This window comes from Gemmatimonadota bacterium (genome assembly GCA_016719105.1).
Lineage (GTDB): Bacteria > Gemmatimonadota > Gemmatimonadetes > Gemmatimonadales > Gemmatimonadaceae > SCN-70-22.
Map to the genome: position 1 here is coordinate 191,489 of JADKAQ010000014.1, position 16,921 is coordinate 208,409.

The window sequence follows — 16,921 nt, forward strand, 5'->3', positions numbered from 1 at the left end:
CGTGCCAGGCACCGTCCGTGGAAGGGCGAACCGCGTGGGTCGTGGGGGATCGTGTCGCCATCAGGATGCTGCGTCCTCGACGTGCGGTGGCCGGCGCCGCCAAGGGCGGGCTCGGCCGATGTGCTCCGGTGCTCTACGTAAGGTGCACGGCGTGCGGGGAAAGTGTGGGCGATGCGTCACTCCGAAGAGGGACCGTGGCCGTGCGCCGGTGGCGTGATGGTAGAGATCGCCGGCTCGGCGTTCACCCGCATCCTCCCCTCTCCCCGGCGTCGTGCGCGTTGTCCCTACAGACAGGAGCCATCGATGGCATCCGTATCGCGGCGCATATGGGGAGAGAAGCGGGATCGAGCGAATCGCTCTCTCGCGGTCGCGCCAGAGGCGCGCCCCGCCCGCGCCCCCGGCCGCCCCGCCCGCGCCGCCCCCCCCGCCCGCCCCCGCCCCGGCGCCCGGGGGGGGCCGGGGGCGCGCCGCGCCCGCCGGCCCCGGCGCCCGGCGGGCCCCCGGGGCCCGGCGCGGCCGCCCCGCGCGCCGGCGGGGCCCCGGGGGCCGCGGGCCCGCCGGCGGCCGGGGCCGCGGGGGCCGGGGGGGGCGGGGGGGGGGGGGGCGGCCGGGGGGGGCCGCGGGGGGGCGGGGGGGGGCGCCGCGCCGGCGCGCCGGGACCGCGCGGGGGCCCCCGCGGGGCGGGCCCGGCGGCGGGGCGGGCCGGGGGGGGGGGGGGGGGGGGCGGCGGGGGCGCCCCCGCGGGCCCACCACGCGGGGGGCGGGGGGGGCCCGGGGCGGGGCCGGCGCCAACCCGGGCGCCCCCCCCCGGGCGGCCCGCCCCCGGCCACCGCCCGGGCCGGGCGGCGCCCACGCCCGCCCACGGGCGCGGCCCGCGGCCCGCGCGCGGGGGGGGGCCGGGGCCGCCCGGGGCCGGGGCCGGCCCCGCGGGGCCGCGCCCGGGGGGGGCGGCCGGCGAAAGGGGGGGGGGGGGGGGGGGGGGCGGGGGGGGGGGGGGGGGGGGGGGGGGGGGGGGGGGGGGGGGGGGGGGGGGGTAGGTCGCCGAACGTTTGGTGCGGGTTGGGGGGGGGGGGGGCCCCCGGGGGGGGGGGGGGGGGGTTGGGGGGGCGGGGGGGGGGGGGGGGGGGGGGGGGGGGGGGGGGGGGGGGGGGGGGGGGGGGGGGGGGTCCCGGGGGGGGGGGGGGGGGGGGGGGGGGGGGGGGGGGGGGGGGGGGGGGGGCCGGGTGGCGAGATGGCCGACGGCGACGGACATTCCCGGCGTCGCGCCCGCTCCCACGACGTGACGACGCTGCGGACCCACTCCACCGCTCACGCCCGATCCCCATGACCGACCACCTCCCCCGCCGCGACTTCTTCGCGCGCCTCGCGGCCACCAGCTTCGCCGCCGGCTTCGCGCCGTCGCTTGCCGGGCTCCCGTCGCTCGAGCGCCTGACGGGGTCGGGGGACCGCTTCACGCTCCCCGCCGCCGATGACGACGCCGCCATCTTTGCCGCGGCGCGCACGCGCTTCCTCTTCCCCACCAGCGTCACCTACTGCAACACCGGGACGTTAGGCGCCATCCCGCGCGACGTGATGGACGTGGTCGTGCAGGGGATGCAGCGCCTGGAGGCCGAGCTGCCCGACTGGCCGTATTTCCAGGCCGACGGCGAACCGCTCACCGGCTACCAGCAGCTCGCCGAGTTCAGGGCCGAAGCCGGCGCGTTCATCAATGCGCCGGTCGAGGAGATCGCCTTCACGCAGAACGCGACCATGGGGATGAGCTTCCTCGCCAATGGCTGCGAGCTTGCGGCTGGCGACGAAGTGCTGACGACCGACCAGGAGCACAGCGGGGGGATCGGCGGCTTTCGCCTGCGGGCCAAGCGGCACGGTGTCGTGGTGAAGGAGCTGCCGCTGGCGAGCGCCCTCGACCAGGGGCCGGAGGGGATCGTCAAGCTCTTTGCCGACGCCGTCACGCCGCGCACCAAGGTCGTGATGTTCAGCCACATCACATCGGGACGCGGCGTCGTGATGCCGGCACGGGAGCTCTGCGCCCTGGCCCACGCGCACGGCGCACTCGCCATCGTCGACGGGGCGCAGGCGGTGGGACAGATTCGCGTCGACGTGAAGGCGCTCGACTGCGATGCCTACGCGGCCAGCCCGCACAAGTGGCTCCTCGCCCCCAAGGGCACCGGGATCCTGTACATCAAGCGCGACGTGCAGCCGCGCATCTGGAACACGCTGGCCAGCGGCGAGATCGACGACAGCGCGAAAGGGGCGTTCCGCTTCATGCAGTACGGCACCGGGAGCCCGGCGGTCATCTGGGGGCTGCGGGCGGCGCTGCAGTTCATGAACACGCTCGGGATCGATCGCGTGGCCCGCTGGGATGCGATGCTCACCGCGCGGTTGCGCGCCGGGCTGGCCGCGATGCCGCACGTGAAGATGGTCTCGCCTAACGACCCACGCCTCGCCGCCGGCATCACGACGTTCGGCATCCGTGGGCAGAACGGCCGCGCGCTGCAGGATGCGCTGTGGGCGAAGCGGATTCGCGTGCGGTCGCAGGGAGAGCCGGGCGTTCGACTCTCGGCGCACCTCTACGTGAGCCCCGCCGACGTGGATCGCGTGTTGGAGGTGGTCGCCGGGATGAAGGGATAGGCGAGCGCGAATCGCCGGCGCGGGGCGCGAGCCGTCACAGGTTGCGGCGCTTCATTTCCTCCACCGCGAAGTGCGCCGCCCGCGCCGTCAGCGCCATGTAGGTCAGCGACGGGTTCTGGCAGCCGCTCGACGTCATGCACGCCCCGTCAGTCACAAACAGGTTGGGGACCTCCCACGCCTGGTTGTGCGCGTTGAGCACCGACGTCCGGGGGTCGCGCCCCATGCGCGCGGCCCCCATCTCGTGGTTGGCATTGCCCACGGTGCTCGGGCCGTCGGTGCGCGGCTGAATGCCGGTCGCCCCGGCGGCCTCCAGCAGCTCGCTTGCGGTGACCCCCATGTCCCGATGGATCGCCAGTTCGTTCTCCCCCCACTGCGCCTCGATGTGCAGCGACGGGATCCCCCAGCGGTCCCTGAGCGTCGGGTGAATCGTCGCGCGGTTGCGCGGGTTGGGCAGCATCTCCCCGAAGCCGGCAAAAGTCATGCGCCACGGGCCGAGCTTCGTTAGGCTGGCCTTGAAGGCGACGCCGATCCCCGCTCGAAGGTGCGATCCTTCCCAGCCACCTCGCCCCGCGCCTCCCTGGAAGCCGTACCCCCGAATGAACGCCGCGTGCGTCGTCCCGATGTTGCGGAAGCGCGGCACATAGATCCCGTTCGGTCGGCTCCCGACGATGCGCCGGTCGCCCCACTGCTCGAAGTCGCCCGACGCGCCCCCCCACTTGATGTGGTCCATGATGTTGCGCCCCACCTGGTCGCTCCCGTTCGCCAGCCCGTTGGGAAAGGCGGGCGAAGCGGAGTTGAGGAGGATGCGGGCACTCTCGATCGCCGACGCGCACAGGAAGACAACGCGCCCGGTGAACTCGACCTCCGCACCACTCTGCGCATCGACGACCTGCACCGCCGAGATGCGTCGGCGCTGCGGATCGTACGTGAGGGAACGGACCACGCTCCACGGACGCAGCGTCAGGCGTCCCGTGGCCTCGGCTGCAGGAAGGGTCGAGTTGAGCGACGAGAAGTACGACTTGCTCACGCAGCCGCGGTGGCAGGGCCCGCAGTAGTGGCAGGCGCTCCGCCCCAGGTGTCGCTGCGTGACGACCGCCACGCGCCCGATCGTCATCAGCCGCTCGCCCTTGAACCGATCGGCGATCCGCTCGCGCACGTGCTGTTCGGCCACGTTGAACGGCATCGGCGGGAGGAATTGCATGTCGGGGAGATGCGCGAGTCCCTCGGCCATCCCCGAGACGCCGATGAAGCGCTCGACGCGATCGTACCACGGCGCGATCTCCGCATAACGAATCGGCCAGTCGACGGCGACCCCATCGCGCAGGTTCGCCTCGAAGTCCAGGTCGCCCATGCGGTAGACCTGCCGCCCCCAGATGATCGACTTCCCCCCGACCTGGCGCGCCCGCAGCCAATCGAACGGGCGCTCGTTCGAGGTCGTGTACGGGTTGTCGAGATCGTCGGTCCAGAACTGGTGCGACAGTTCGTCGAAGGTGACCGAGCGACGTTGCACCTGCTGCCGGGCCTCGACGAGCCGACGATTGCCGAGTCCGCGGTAGCGCATCTGGAACGACGCACGATGCTCGCTGTAGTCCCGCTCGGGATCGATCGGGCGCCCCGCCTCGAGCACGAGCGTGCGGAGCCCCAACTCGGTGAGCTCCTTGGCCGCCCATCCGCCGCTGATGCCGGAACCGATGACGATGGCGTCGAAGTCGCGTTGCTGGCTCGAGGACGGCATCATCTCACCTCACCGGTGCCGCGCCATCGTAGCGCATCGGGCGCGGCAGGCTGTGCAGCACCTCGCGCATCCCGGGCTCGGACGTGCAGAAGCCCCAGACCGTGAGGTACTTGAGCACCGCGAACCAGTGCGCGTTGGCCGCGGCCCCCGCCGTGCGTCGGAGCGTCGTGACCTCGTCATCGAGCGCCTGCACCATCTCTGCCTGCTGCGTCGCGGTCGCGTCGGTGAAGGCGACGCCCCGTGTCGCCCGGCTCGTCGCATCGAGTGCCGCCAGCCCCGCCCTGAATCGCTCGGCGTCCGGCGCGGGATACCACTCGGCGAGCATGACCTCGACGAAGTCCGCGACCCGCGCGTCGGTCGCCCCCGGCGTGTCGGTGCGTGGGATGATGCACTCTGCTGCGGCCTCGACGATGCGCCGTTCGGCTGGCGTCAGGAACTCCGCGCCGCGTTGCTCGTTCGTTAGGCGCGCGTGTGTCGACGCCCCGAGTGCCGAAAGATCCCGCGCCGACAGTCGTTGGAATGCGACGAGCCCTCCCGTGGCGACCATCCACTGCAGCAGCACGCGTCGGTCCATGTCACAACTCCTCGCGCATCAGGTCGGGTAGCCGATCGACATCAGGTAGTCCTTCGAGACCTGCGCGCACCGCTTGGGGGTGAGCGCGGGATCGGTCACGGCATCCAGCTCCACGATCCCCCAACCGTCGAAGCCCGTGCGCGCGACTTCGGCGAGCACGCCGCGCACATCCACCTCACCCTTCCCCAACTCGACAAAGCGGTACGCGCGCCCGTTCGTCGTCGACGGGGAACGGACGACATCCTTCAGGTGAAGGAAGGCGAGCCGATCGGCATGCTGCCGCACCGCCGCCACCGGATCGCCCCCGGCGGCCTGCCAATGCGCGATGTCGAGCAGGAGGCGCACGTGGCGCGCGTCGGTTCGCGCGAGCACCCCCTCGACCTCGTCAGGCGCCTGGCCGAGGTTCCCCATGTGGTTGTGATACGCCAGCGTGAGCCCGAGGTCGGCGACGCGGGCGCCGAGGGCGTTGAGTCGGCGCGCCATGGCAGCGTGATCGGCGCCGGTTGGCGCGCGATCGCGCGGACGCTCGTCCACCACCTGCAAGAATGTCCCGCCACACGCGCGCACGAAGCGCGCATGTCGCAGGTGCAGCGCCAGGTCGTCGTCGAAAGTCTCGGGAGCGAGCCGCAGCGCTCCGCTCGAGAAGGCCACGAACGACAAGCGCCGCGACGCCAGCAGCTCGGTCAGCACCTCCGGGCGCGTTCCCCAACGCTCGAATGCGGCGGTGCGGAGCTGAATCCCCCGGAAGCCGAGCGAGGCGATCTCGTCGACCGCCACATCATCCTGTCCCCCCCAGGTGATGGCCGCATAGCCGAGTTTGAGGGAGGGGGCGCCCAAGGGGTGCAGCGACCTGGCGAGGGCCGGGAGGGCGAGCGCTCCGGCGAGGAAGTCACGACGTTGCATGCCCGAACGTATGAGAGTGAGTGGGGAGCGCAAGGTGAAACCGCGAGAAGCCACCGCACGAAGCTACGGGGCGAATCCCTCCGGCATTCGCGCCTCCTGCGCCGCGCACCCCAGGCGCTCGATATCGTCCGCTCGATCGGGATAGCGCCGCCGCAACACATCGCGCTCGCCCCCTTCGTACATCGCGCCGGTGAACCCCGGCGCCATCGTGCACCCAAACAGCGCATAGCGTCCTCCGGCCACGAGGTGCCCCGCCTGCCAGCTCCCCGCCGGGACGACGACCTGCACGTGCTCCCCGGCCAGCGGGTTCGCGCCCATGATCACGTCCTCACTCGAGCCGTCGGGATGGAGCAGCACCAGTCGCAGCGGATCGCCGCCATAGAAGTGCCACACCTCGTCCACGGGCAACCGGTGAAAGAGCGACTGGCTGGGCGGATCGTCACAGTACATCGCGATGATCGCGGTGCCGTGCGGTGATCCGTCCGCGAACTCGGTCGGCGACCGGTACGTGCTCACGAACAGCGTCCCCTCGGCGGGGAGCGGAACCATGCCGAAGTGGGCGATGAGCGCTGCGGCCTCGGGATGCACGGCGCGCCCCATCACGCCGAGACGTGCCGCGCCCACACCTCGTCGAGCAGCTGCTGCGTGCGCTGCGACTCGCGCATGCTCGCCTCCACCGCTTCACCGCGTGGTTCGCGCGAGAGCTCGGCGAAGTTCTCGAGCAGTTGCACGAGCTGTCGGCGGATCGCCGGGACGCGCTCGACGGTGATGCCCGATGGATTCACGACGCCGTGCTGGTGTTCAACTTCGGCCACATGACCGGCAAGCGGGATCGCGAAGCCCCCGGCCCAGTCGAGCACGAAGTCGTCGAGTCGCACGCGTCCGTCGGTCCCCATCAGGTGCAAGTCCATCAGGCACGTCCCGATGTCGAAGGCGACATCCCACGTCGCCGTGCAGCCACCGCTCAGCTGCAACACTCCATCGCTGCGCACTACCGCCCCCGACTGCGCGTCGCGCCGCGCGATGGCGAGCGCCTGCGTCAGCGTCGAGTCGTCCGGCGTGAACTCGACGAGCGCCCGCATCGCGTACCACCCCATGTCGCCCCAGGCGCCTGTGGGTTCCAGCGATGGATCGTGACGGATGTTCGACCGATCCATCGACGGAAAGGTGAAGGTGGCGTTGAGCGCCAGCAGCGTGCCGATGCGCTCCTGCAGCGTGCGACGCAGGAGCAGGTGCCGGGGATGGTGCACGAAGTGCGTGGCATCGAGGAAGGCGACCCCGTTGGCCCGGCACGCCTCCACGATCGCCGCGTGCGCCGCCGAACTCGTGAACGGCTTCTCGGCGAGCACGTGCTTCCCCGCATTCGCCGCAGCGACGGCAATCTCGGTGCGGGCCGTGGTCGGCGTGGCGATGTACAGCGCATCGATCCCCTCCCAGGCCACGAGCGCGCGCCAGTCGTCGAACGGTCGCGCCTGCGCGCCGAGGGCATTCGCTTCAGCGAAGGCGACGGCGCGGGACATGTTGCGGCTGGCGACACCAGCGACAACGACGCTTTCGGTCTCCCGCAGCGCGGCGGCGACCACCCCCGCGATGTAGCCGGTGCCGACGAAACCAAGGCGAAGAGGGGGCGTCATGACGAGTGCATCCCGGAGGCGTTGAATATGCGAGGAGGTCAGGAAGCTTCGGTGAAGCGCACTTCGAAACCAGCGATGTGGTCTCCGCTGCGAAGTTCGTACACCGGATAGCTCCCGTCACCCTCTCCGGACGGAATCACCAGCAGTTGCGCACCTCCCCCGGTCACGACCAGCGCAGGACGCTCCCGCACCTCGAGCAGTTCAAGCGCGAACGCTTCCCGACGGTCCGGCGGAACGCGCTTGAGGAACGTTTGACGGTCATGGATCGCGAGCGAAGCGTGGTCGACGTCGACCGCGGCCACCCTTCGTGCCGCAAGCGCGCCACTCCCTTCGCGCACCACGCGCACGGCTGCAACCACCGGCCACTCCCCGCGCGCCGAAAGCCGCACCTGCACCTCCACACGGAAGCGACCGGGCTCCACCTGCAGGGACCAGCTCGACGACCGCTCCGGCAACTCGCCGAGGTCGCACAGCGTGAGGTATCGCCCCTTCACTTCGAACGGCGCGCACGGTAGCCACGTGTCCGCGGCCGCGGTGGTGGCAATCGTCGCCTGCCGACCGCGTGCCCCGAGGAGCGTCATCAGTGCCGCATCGCAGCTGCGAAGTTCGATGAGAGGCTTCGTCGCCACCGCCCGCGGCGGCGCATAGTCCAGGGCGGCGAGAAAGTCCGGATCCGCACCCTGCACGATGCCGATCATGGACGTGATCGACGCCTCGCTCGTGCAATCCCTCGTGCGTTTGTGCTCGAGGGTGTCCCAGGAGTAGAGCATCTCGCCAAGCACCCCCGCACGCTTCGGGTCCGGGAGCCAGAAGCGCAGGTAGCGCCCCTTGGTATCCGTGGCGACGACCCCGTCCACAGGGAAGCCGGGCAAGTTCCGGCGACACTCCTCCGTGAGCGCGACAAACGAGGCCATGCTTGCATCCGGCTGGAGCGCGCCCAGCACCGGGTGCGCCAGGATGCGTTGCACGCGCCGATCGCCGAGCAGCGCCTTGTAGCGCGGAGGGAAGGCGACACCGAGCGTCGACTCCGCCGCCGCAATCTCCTCGGCGATGATGGGGAACCACGGCATGACTCAGGGTCCGCGTCCGAAGGTGAGTCTCAGGGCGACACGCGCATCGCTCAGCCGCAACGCCGGCGATGGTCGCACCCCAATATCGGACTTTGGACGAGCGAGATGAATGGCGACGGGAGCCGGACGCGTGTACTGCACGCCGGTGCACGTCCCGCCGTCGCCCCTGCGCTAGTCCTCCACTCGCGCATTCGTGTCGTACTGCATCGCCCCCGCCACATTCCCCTCGGTATCGCGTAACCAGATCAGGTGCCCAACGGTCGGGATCGTCGTGCGCGGCATCAGGATCGTCCCGCCCAGTGCGACAACCGCCTTCTCCACGGCGCGCACATCGGGCACACCGATGGTGCACTCGAAGCCGTTCATCTTCTCACCGTCGATGAGCGTCCGACGCCCCTGCAACGACGCCATGGGCGCGCCGGGATCGGTCGCGCCACAATCGATCATCCAGAAGCCGGGCGGCCCCCAAGCGTTGAAGCTCCAGCCAAAGACGCCAGCGTAGAAGGCGCGCGCCCGTGTGGTGTCGTCGGCATTGATCGCGAAGTGGCAAAGCGGTGTGGCGGGGCGCGAGGGGTTCGGCATTGGAGGGCGCTCGGCAGTGAAGGGGACGGTCGGTACGACGACGACCGCGAAACTACGATCTGGCCCGAGGGAGCGGCTCCCGCCAGATTGCCAATTCATGTCGAAATCCCGCCAGCCCCCTGCTCAGTCGCCCCCGCAGCTCCGCGCCGTCTCGATCGGCTTCAGCTCCGGCTACCACTGGAAGCTGAACGGCACCGACTGGGGGGTCCTCACCTGGGCATCGCGCGGTGTCATCAGCGTCACCGTCGACGACGCCATCTGGGCCGTCCCGCCGCAGCAGGCCCTCTGGCTCCCCCCCAACGTCGCGCACAGCGTGCGCATGGCCGGGCGCGGCGCGCTGCGGCAGGTCTTCATCGCGGCACCGATCTGCCGGCGCCTCCCAGCCACCCCGCGTGTCATCCAGGTCCCACCGCTCCTGCGCGAGCTGCTGCGCCGCGTTTGTACCGTCGGCACGCTCGACCGCCGCGTGGCCGAACAGCGGCGACTCTTCGACGTGTTGCTCGACGAACTGGTGGAAATGCCGCTGCACCCCGTCGAGCTCCCCATGCCGCGCGACCCACGCGCCCGCCGCGCCGCCGACTTCGTCCGCCACGATCCGTCAGCGTCACACGATGCCGATCAGGTGGCGCGCGACGCCGGCGCCAGCGTCCGGACGCTCGAACGCCTCTTTCGCGCCGAAACCGGGCTGTCGTTCGGTGCGTGGCGCCAGCGGGCCCGACTCGTGCACGCCATGACGCTCCTGGCCGACGGACACTCGGTCACGCAGGTGGGCTCGGCGGTCGGGTACGGCGGGACGAGCGCATTCGTCGCGGCGTTCCGACGAATGGTCGGCGTCACCCCCGGACGCTACGCGTTGCCGGCGCGGTGATTCGCGCGTTCGCCTGACACGCCACGCCTAACGCGTGGCGTAGGCCTGACGGTGCTCACCGCGCCTCCACCACGCGCTCGACCGCGGCCTGCAGGATACTCATGAAGTCCTGGGCGTTGGTCACCACGCCGACGGCCTGGTGCGTCCCCCGGTCCTTGAGCTTGCTCACCAGGAACTCGCTCGCGTCCACGCAGATGGTCGGCAACTCCACGATCCCGCGCTCCGCATCGTCGTAGTACGCGGGCAGCATGTTGCCCACCGCGATCGAGTGCAGCGCCGTCGCGATCATCACCGCCATCGTCGCCTTCTTCGTATGGGCGCGCGTCGCGTCCTGCGCCGCCACCATGTCGGTGATCACGTCGGGGAGCGGGCCGTCGTCGCGCAGTGATCCCGCCAGCACGAAGGGGACCTCTTCCACCACGCAGGCGTGCATGATCCCCCCGGTCACGATGCCACCCTTGACCGCCTGCGCGATCGAGCCGGCGCGGCGCACGGCGTTGATGGCCCGCATGTGCGCCGAGTGCCCGCCCTCGGTGGGGTCACCACTGCTCGTCATGCCTAACGTGGTGCCGACGATGTCGGCCTCGATGTCGTGCACCGCCACGGCGTTCCCCGCCAGCAACGCCTGGACGTAGCCGTTGCGGATGAACCAGACCATGTTGTCGCGCGCCCGCGAATGCACCAGCGCCGGCCCCGTCACCCACAGCACGTAGCCGCCGCGCCGCTTCTCCTCCACCAGCATGCGCGCGATCTCGCGATAGTCGATCGGCTTCTCGCGGGACACCTGGCTCGACATGAAGTGGAAGTCGCCATGTGCGCCGGCATCGCCCTGGAAGCCGCGCGAGTGCACCAGCACCCCCTCGCTCCCGTCCTCGGCGCGGCCGACGACGATCTCGTCCCCCGCGCGCACCCGGCGCCCTTCGCGCACGCACCACCCGCCGGCCGGATCGCGCACCAGCACGCCGTCCATGCGTGGCTCGCGCGGCATCGTCCACCGCCCATCTGCTCCCTTCACGTAGGACGGGAGGTTCGTGGTGGCGAAGAAGCCGTCGGGAAGCACGCCGTCGCGCTCCGCCGGTACCGTGCGTGCCGCAGGCGCCTGTACCAGCGGCGCGACCGTGAAGTCCGGCGCTACATAACGAATGTCGGCGGTCATCGACGCGTCACCATCACAGGATGCGCTTGCCCAGCGCGCTCAGGATCAGCTCACGCGCGATCTCGGCGGTCCGATTGCGCTCGTCGAGCACCGGATTCACTTCGACGAGGTCGAGTCCGATCAGCTTTCCGCTGTCGGCCAGCATCTCCATCGCGAGGTGCGCCTCGCGGTACGTGATGCCACCGACGACTGGCGTCCCCACCCCCGGCGCTTCGTCCGGGTCGATCACGTCCATGTCGAACGAGAGCCAGATCCCTGCCGTGTCCTGTGTTGCGTGGGCGATCGCCTCCTCCATCACCGCCCGCACACCGCGCTCGTCGAGGGCGCGCATCGAGAGCGCCTTGACGTGCCACTTGTGGATGTGCTCGCGCTCGGCGTCGTCGAGGTCGCGCAACCCGACCAGCGCCACATCGCTCGCACGCAGCGCCGGATGCGCCCCGCCAATGCTCGACAGCGCCCGGTCGCCGTGCCCGAGCAGCGCCGCCAGCGGCATGCCATGCACATTCCCGGAGCGCGACGTGGCCGGCGTATTGAGATCGCCGTGCGCGTCGACCCACACCACCCCCAGTCGCTTGCCGCTCGCGGCGAGGTGCGCCGACGCGCCGGCGATCGAACCCGCCGCCAACGCATGATCGCCCCCGAGCACCACGGGAATCCGCCCGTCGTCGAGCGCCGTGCGTACTTGCGTCGCGACGTCCGAACAGACCGCCGTGATGGCGCCGAGATAGCGCGCGCCGCGCTGTGCCCCCTTCGCGGCGTCCTCGCGGAAGGGGACGGAGACGTTGCCGGCATCCTCGACGGTATGCCCGAGCTGCTCGAGCGTCTCCCGGAGGTCGGCGTAGCGGACGGCGGAAGGGCCCATGTCGACGCCGCGGCGCGAGGCGCCGAGATCCATGGGGACGCCGATGATTCGAACGTGAGTCATGGCGCGAAGCCTATCCGGCGAACACCTAACGCGGAAGGGCAGCGCATTTGCATGCAGCACATGCGGCGGTCATGGGGCCGTTGACGCATATTCACGCGTCGCCATCGACGTGGCGCCCGCCCCGTTTGCGAGGTAAGCTCTCTCCCATGACCCTCCGATCGCCTCTCCGCACCATCGCGCTCGCCGCACTGCTCGGCGTCGCGACCGCTTGCCGCGACCTCCCCGCGCCGCGGGATGCGAGTGCCGCCATCGATCGCGACCTTCTCGACGTCACCGTCGCGCAACTGCACCGCCTGTACGACGAGCGACGGTACACCGTCACGCAGGTCGTGCAGTGGCACCTTGCGCGTATCGACCGCTACAACGGCGTCTACGGCGCACTGGAGACCGTGTACCGGAAGGAAGCGCTCGCCGAGTCGGCCAGGCTCGACGCCGAGCCCGCGCGAACCGGCAGTGCGCGTGCGCCGCTCTGGGGCGTGCCGATCGTCATCAAGGCCAACACGAGCCTCAAGGGACACGTGACGACCGCCGGGTGGGACGGCTTCACCCGCGCCGGCCACGAACTCGTCGCCCCGCAGGATGCCACCATCGTCGCCAAGCTCAAGGCCGCGGGCGCCATCATCGTCGGCAGCGGCAACATGCCCGACCTGGCCAACAGCGACACGAATCGCAGCAGCTCGTTTGGGCGGACCGGCAACGCCTACGACGTGCGGTTCTCCCCGGGAGGCTCGTCAGGCGGCGTCGTGACCGCCGTGGCCGCCAACATGGCGGTCCTGGGCAACGGGACCGATACGGGGAATTCGATTCGCATGCCCGCCGCCACCAGCGCGCTCGTCGGGGTGTTTCCCACGCGTGGCCTGGTCAGCATTGCCGGCATTGCACCGTTGGACTGGCTCCTCGACAACACCGGCCCCATCGCGCGCACCGCGTCCGACGCCGCCGTCGCGCTCGCCGTCATGGCCGGCGAGGATTCGCTCGACACGTGGACCCTTGGGGCGCCGCCGCAGGCGCAACGCCCGCCGTACGGGCCGTTCCTCACGGGCGACGCACTCAGGGGGAAGCGCTTCGGCGTGCCCGCCTTCGTCCTCGCCGGCGAGGGAGTGCCGTTCCACGGCATCCCGGCCGGGGTGCCGGAGGGGCAGGCGGACAAGCTCCGGGCCGCTGCCGCTGTCCCGCTCCACGCCGAGACCCGTGCGCGCTTCATGCAGGCGGTCGATGCGCTGCGCGCCGCTGGGGCCGAAGTCGTTGTGGCTGACGACATCCTCCCCGCCACCTTCGCGAAGCTGGCCAGCCGCGTCTCGACCTACGCCTACATGCAGGACGGTACCGACCGCTTCCTCGCGACCTTTGGCCCGGCCCAGTACCACTCGGCAGCCGAGTACCGCTCGGCCGTCGGGGCGCCGCTCTTCACGTCGTCCATCGGCAGCGAAGACCACTTCCGCAACATCGGCGGGGTGCGCCTCGAGCAACGGTCGTTCGACACCGACCCCGACGTCGAGCGCAACTACCACGCGCCACGACGCGCGATGCTCGCCGCGTACCTCGAGACGATGGACCGCCTGCGGCTCGACGGCTTCGTCTACCCGGCCATCCAGATGCCGCCGCCAGACGAGACGATGCCGCAGGATGGGCGCGTGAGTGAAGGACCACACTCGGCGACCAGTTGGGTCAACATGATCGGCGTTCCCGCCATCGTGGTCCCCGCTGGCTACTATGCCAACGGCCTTCCGTTCGGCCTCGAACTCTCCGCGCGCCCTTGGAAGGATGGTGAGTTGCTGGGGATCGCGTACGCTTGGGAGCTTGCCACCCGCCTGCGCAAGTCGCCAACGCTCGTGGAGGGCGGCCTGATCGCGACGACGCCGGCGCGCGAACCGTAGCCCATCGCCCGCGCACCAGCGCGCGGGCGGGGCGCCGAGCGCGCCACGCGGAGCGTCGGCCCTACTCGAACATGGGGGGGCCTAACGTAGTGATGCCGTAGCAGGCGTCGATCGCCTGCAGCACGTCCATGGGAGGAATGCCCCCCTCGGGCGGGGTGGCCGCCGCCAATTCCACGAAGAAGTCCTGGAAGCCCGCCGGCGTCACCGCGATCAGGAGCGACGCGTCGCGATCGGTGAAGTTCTGGTAGCGATGCATGACGCCACGCTTGAGGAAGACCGTCCCCCCCGCACCCACCGTCTCGCGCACCCCGTCGATCTCGAAGACGAGTTCACCCGTCAGAACGTAGAAGGCTTCGTCCTCGCGCGAGTGCACGTGCAGCGGTGGCCCCGACATCGGGGGCGCCACCAGGTGGAAGAGAGCGAGTGCACCGTCCGTGTCGGCCGCCGACACCTTCACGAGCGTCTCCTCGCCGACCACGTTGAGCGGTGCAGCCGTGCGCCCTTCGTGTGCCGCGAGGGTGAAGGCGGTGGGTGTGGAGGTAGGGCTAACCGTCATCGTCGTGCTCCCGTCCGAGTGGATGTCCCCGCGACCTGCGCCTGCGCCGCGGTTATGAGGGACTGCATGCTCGTCACCGCCGCTTCTTCGGCATCCTTCGCCGACAGCAGCCCGCGGTCGCGCAGCATCTGCCAGAACGGGGCGCTGTAGATCGCGACGCACGCCCCCACGAGGCGATCCCCCTCCGCCTCGCTCATCGCATCCAGCAGCTCGGCCAAGCTGCGCCGGAACGCCGCACGCCCTTCAGCCGATCCGTGCACCGGATAGTCGGTGTTGGCCGCCGCCGCGATCGCCGAGCGTGTGAGCTCGGCGTACTGCTCAAACTGCCGAAAGGTGCGGCGCAGCGACGAGGTGATCTCCCGTTCGGTCTGCGGCCAGCGCGTCCCCGTCTCTTCGCGCAACCGTTCCCATAGCGCCGCCGTGAGGTCGCGTCGCGTGAGGAAGTGCCGATAGACGGTGCGCGCCGAGATCCCGGCGCGCTCGGCGACCGATTCGTGCGAGAACGTCTCACCGGGCGCTTCGCGCAGGAGCGCGAAGGCCGCGTCGAGGATCAGCGCGCGCGTGGTGGCGCGCTGACGTTCGGCTGCGGTGAGTACGGGGTCCCCCTGCATGTCAGTAAACTGACATCGACCTGGCGGTCTGTCAAGCGACGAACCACGCGCTTTCCACAGCGCCGCGTCATCAACGCCGCGCGTTCAGCGCCCCACGCTCACCCGCACCTTCATTCCGGGGGCCACCACCACGCGCGTGACGCTCACCACGCGCCCACCGGGCACCGTCAGCTGCACCGCCTTCACGCGCGTACCATCAACGAGGAGATCAGAGACACGACCGGGAAAGGCGGCCTGCCAGACGAGCGCCGGGCCCCGGTGATTGGTGAACTCGGACGCCGAACGTCCGTCGTGCCGGATGGTGACATCGTTGGCGCGCACGGGAAGGTGTCGCAGCTCCACCCAGCCGCTCTTCGGCGTGAGCTGTGACAGCGTCATCACGTGTCGGTTGGCGAAGTAGGGGAGCAGCGCCGAATCGCCTCCCGGGGGAACGGGATCGACGCTGACACCCATCAACCCCGTCACCACCGCCCCCACCACCGAGAAGCTCACCTCGGGATACTCTCGGCGTGCGCGATCGGCGCGCGTCAGGTCCATGATCTGGTCGTACGCGAGGTCTGACTCGCCGTGACGATAGAGGACCTCGGGATGATGCGACTGCTCCTCGATCGGAGCCGAGCGGGACGCCTGCAGCTGCCGCACCAATCCCAGCAACGCCCCGCGCGCCTGGGCACCGTCAGCCGCAACCGGCCAGTACAACGGCGCAGAGTTCCACTGCCCCGCCGCGCGATGCACGAGTCGGTGGTCGGTGGAGAGGAAGTCGTAGAACGTCTGCGACGTGCTGTCCCACCAGGTCGTGTTCACCAGCGTCTTCACCGCCTCGGCCCTCCCCAGCCACAGGCGTGTAGCGGCAAAGTCGCCGCGTGCCTCCTGGATCCTGGCGTAGGCGGCAAAGCCCGCGTACTGCGCCGCCAGCAGGTCGAGCCCCACCACGAAGTGGTCGCCCTCCTCATGGTAGCCGGGGATGCCGCGCGTGTCGGCGAACTGGGCAAACGGGTCGCGCGTCAGCGAACGGTTCATGATGCGCGCTCGCGTCATGACGGAGTCGACGCCGAGCGACCAGCGCGTGACGTAGTCGGTCACCGACCGGTCGTAGAAGTTGAGGAAGACCGGATCGGTGACGTATGCCGGGTCGTCGGACCAGAGGAACATCCGATAGGCGGCGTCGAGTACGTCGAAGTTGGCCGGGAGGTTGTACCAGAAGTCCCGGTCGTTGCGATAGTCGGCGTGCGCCGGCTGTCCATGCCGGTCGATCTCCCACAGCGAGGCCCAGTCACGCGCGTCGCTGATCCCCGCCGCGAAGTGGCGGAGCATGTTGCGCACGTGTCGCTGCATGCCGAGCGCGTGCGCTCCCATCGCCTGATGGGCCACGTCGCGCATGCAGAACGCCTGGCGTCCGGGGAGCGCCGCCTCGAACCACGGACCGACGGCGTCCCCCTCGAAGGCGTAGGCGGTCGCCTGGCGCGTCGCCCACGTAAATGCCTTCATCAGCTGCACGTCGTCGCTCGCCAGCGCCAACGGCGCCGTAGATGTGGACGACTGCAGCGCCCCAGAGGCCGGCAGCTGCCGCGCCGCCGCACGCGGCGCCTGCGCGCGGGCGGGTTGCGTGCAGGGGAGCAGCGCGGCCACCGCGACCAGCGCCCGCCCGCATACTCGGCGCGCCACCGCTTCTCCGACCACAACACGGCGACGATTCGGTTGGGAGCGCGGGCGACGCATGGAGGCACCGTGGGATGAGCGGCGGTTGGCGGAGCGGGAGCGTGTCGTCGAACGCTAGGAGACAACCGGTGCCTGGGGCA

The 16,921-nt window shown here is 70.8% G+C and carries 15 protein-coding genes; 3 read left to right on the plus strand and 12 right to left on the minus strand.

The window, feature by feature from the left end:
- The first annotated feature begins 1,323 nt into the window (after positions 1–1,323).
- Positions 1,324–2,631, plus strand: coding sequence for an aminotransferase class V-fold PLP-dependent enzyme (locus IPN47_15465; GenBank protein MBK9409412.1), 1,308 nt, complete (start codon positions 1,324–1,326; stop codon positions 2,629–2,631).
- 34 nt (positions 2,632–2,665) lie between these two features.
- Here IPN47_15465 and IPN47_15470 read toward each other — a convergent pair whose 3' ends face one another.
- From IPN47_15470 to IPN47_15500, 7 genes are all read right to left on the minus strand, one after another.
- Entirely contained in the window at positions 2,666–4,366 is a 1,701-nt protein-coding gene (locus IPN47_15470; protein MBK9409413.1) for a GMC family oxidoreductase, read from the minus strand.
- A 4-nt stretch (positions 4,367–4,370) separates the two neighbouring features.
- Positions 4,371–4,940, minus strand: coding sequence for a gluconate 2-dehydrogenase subunit 3 family protein (locus tag IPN47_15475; protein MBK9409414.1), 570 nt, complete (start codon positions 4,938–4,940; stop codon positions 4,371–4,373).
- Positions 4,941–4,958: 18 nt separating this feature from the next.
- The gene (locus IPN47_15480; GenBank protein MBK9409415.1) at positions 4,959–5,843 is read right to left on the minus strand and encodes a TIM barrel protein; all 885 of its coding nucleotides are present in this window, start codon (positions 5,841–5,843) and stop codon (positions 4,959–4,961) included.
- A 63-nt stretch (positions 5,844–5,906) separates the two neighbouring features.
- The gene (locus IPN47_15485) at positions 5,907–6,443 is read right to left on the minus strand and encodes a cupin domain-containing protein (GenBank protein ID MBK9409416.1); all 537 of its coding nucleotides are present in this window, start codon (positions 6,441–6,443) and stop codon (positions 5,907–5,909) included.
- The gene (locus tag IPN47_15490) at positions 6,443–7,477 is read right to left on the minus strand and encodes a Gfo/Idh/MocA family oxidoreductase (protein MBK9409417.1); all 1,035 of its coding nucleotides are present in this window, start codon (positions 7,475–7,477) and stop codon (positions 6,443–6,445) included. Before IPN47_15490 ends, IPN47_15485 begins: the two co-directional genes overlap by 1 nt.
- A 38-nt stretch (positions 7,478–7,515) precedes the next feature.
- Positions 7,516–8,547: a hypothetical protein gene (locus tag IPN47_15495; protein MBK9409418.1), complete on the minus strand. Its 1,032-nt coding sequence runs from the start codon at positions 8,545–8,547 to the stop codon at positions 7,516–7,518.
- Between the two features lie 171 nt (positions 8,548–8,718).
- Positions 8,719–9,129 (minus strand): VOC family protein, encoded by a 411-nt coding sequence (locus IPN47_15500; protein MBK9409419.1) that lies wholly within the window; start codon positions 9,127–9,129, stop codon positions 8,719–8,721.
- A 97-nt stretch (positions 9,130–9,226) separates the two neighbouring features.
- Between IPN47_15500 and IPN47_15505 the strand changes: the two genes are divergently transcribed.
- Positions 9,227–9,997 (plus strand): helix-turn-helix transcriptional regulator, encoded by a 771-nt coding sequence (locus tag IPN47_15505; GenBank protein ID MBK9409420.1) that lies wholly within the window; start codon positions 9,227–9,229, stop codon positions 9,995–9,997.
- A 55-nt stretch (positions 9,998–10,052) separates the two neighbouring features.
- Here the strand turns inward: IPN47_15505 and IPN47_15510 are convergent, their stop codons facing one another.
- The gene (locus tag IPN47_15510; GenBank protein MBK9409421.1) at positions 10,053–11,153 is read right to left on the minus strand and encodes a hypothetical protein; all 1,101 of its coding nucleotides are present in this window, start codon (positions 11,151–11,153) and stop codon (positions 10,053–10,055) included.
- 13 nt (positions 11,154–11,166) lie between these two features.
- Positions 11,167–12,078, minus strand: a complete 912-nt coding sequence (gene rocF / locus IPN47_15515; protein ID MBK9409422.1) for an arginase — start codon at positions 12,076–12,078, stop codon at positions 11,167–11,169.
- Between the two features lie 146 nt (positions 12,079–12,224).
- Between rocF and IPN47_15520 the strand changes: the two genes are divergently transcribed.
- Complete coding sequence (locus IPN47_15520; protein MBK9409423.1) at positions 12,225–13,955, plus strand: amidase; 1,731 nt, start codon at positions 12,225–12,227, stop codon at positions 13,953–13,955.
- 61 nt (positions 13,956–14,016) lie between these two features.
- Here IPN47_15520 and IPN47_15525 read toward each other — a convergent pair whose 3' ends face one another.
- From IPN47_15525 to IPN47_15535, 3 genes are all read right to left on the minus strand, one after another.
- Positions 14,017–14,511: a cupin domain-containing protein gene (locus IPN47_15525; GenBank protein MBK9409424.1), complete on the minus strand. Its 495-nt coding sequence runs from the start codon at positions 14,509–14,511 to the stop codon at positions 14,017–14,019.
- Complete coding sequence (locus IPN47_15530; GenBank protein ID MBK9409425.1) at positions 14,508–15,122, minus strand: TetR/AcrR family transcriptional regulator; 615 nt, start codon at positions 15,120–15,122, stop codon at positions 14,508–14,510. Before IPN47_15530 ends, IPN47_15525 begins: the two co-directional genes overlap by 4 nt.
- An 84-nt stretch (positions 15,123–15,206) precedes the next feature.
- A complete protein-coding gene (locus IPN47_15535) occupies positions 15,207–16,787 on the minus strand; it encodes a hypothetical protein (GenBank protein MBK9409426.1) in 1,581 nt (526 codons plus the stop codon).
- Positions 16,788–16,921 lie beyond the last annotated feature (134 nt).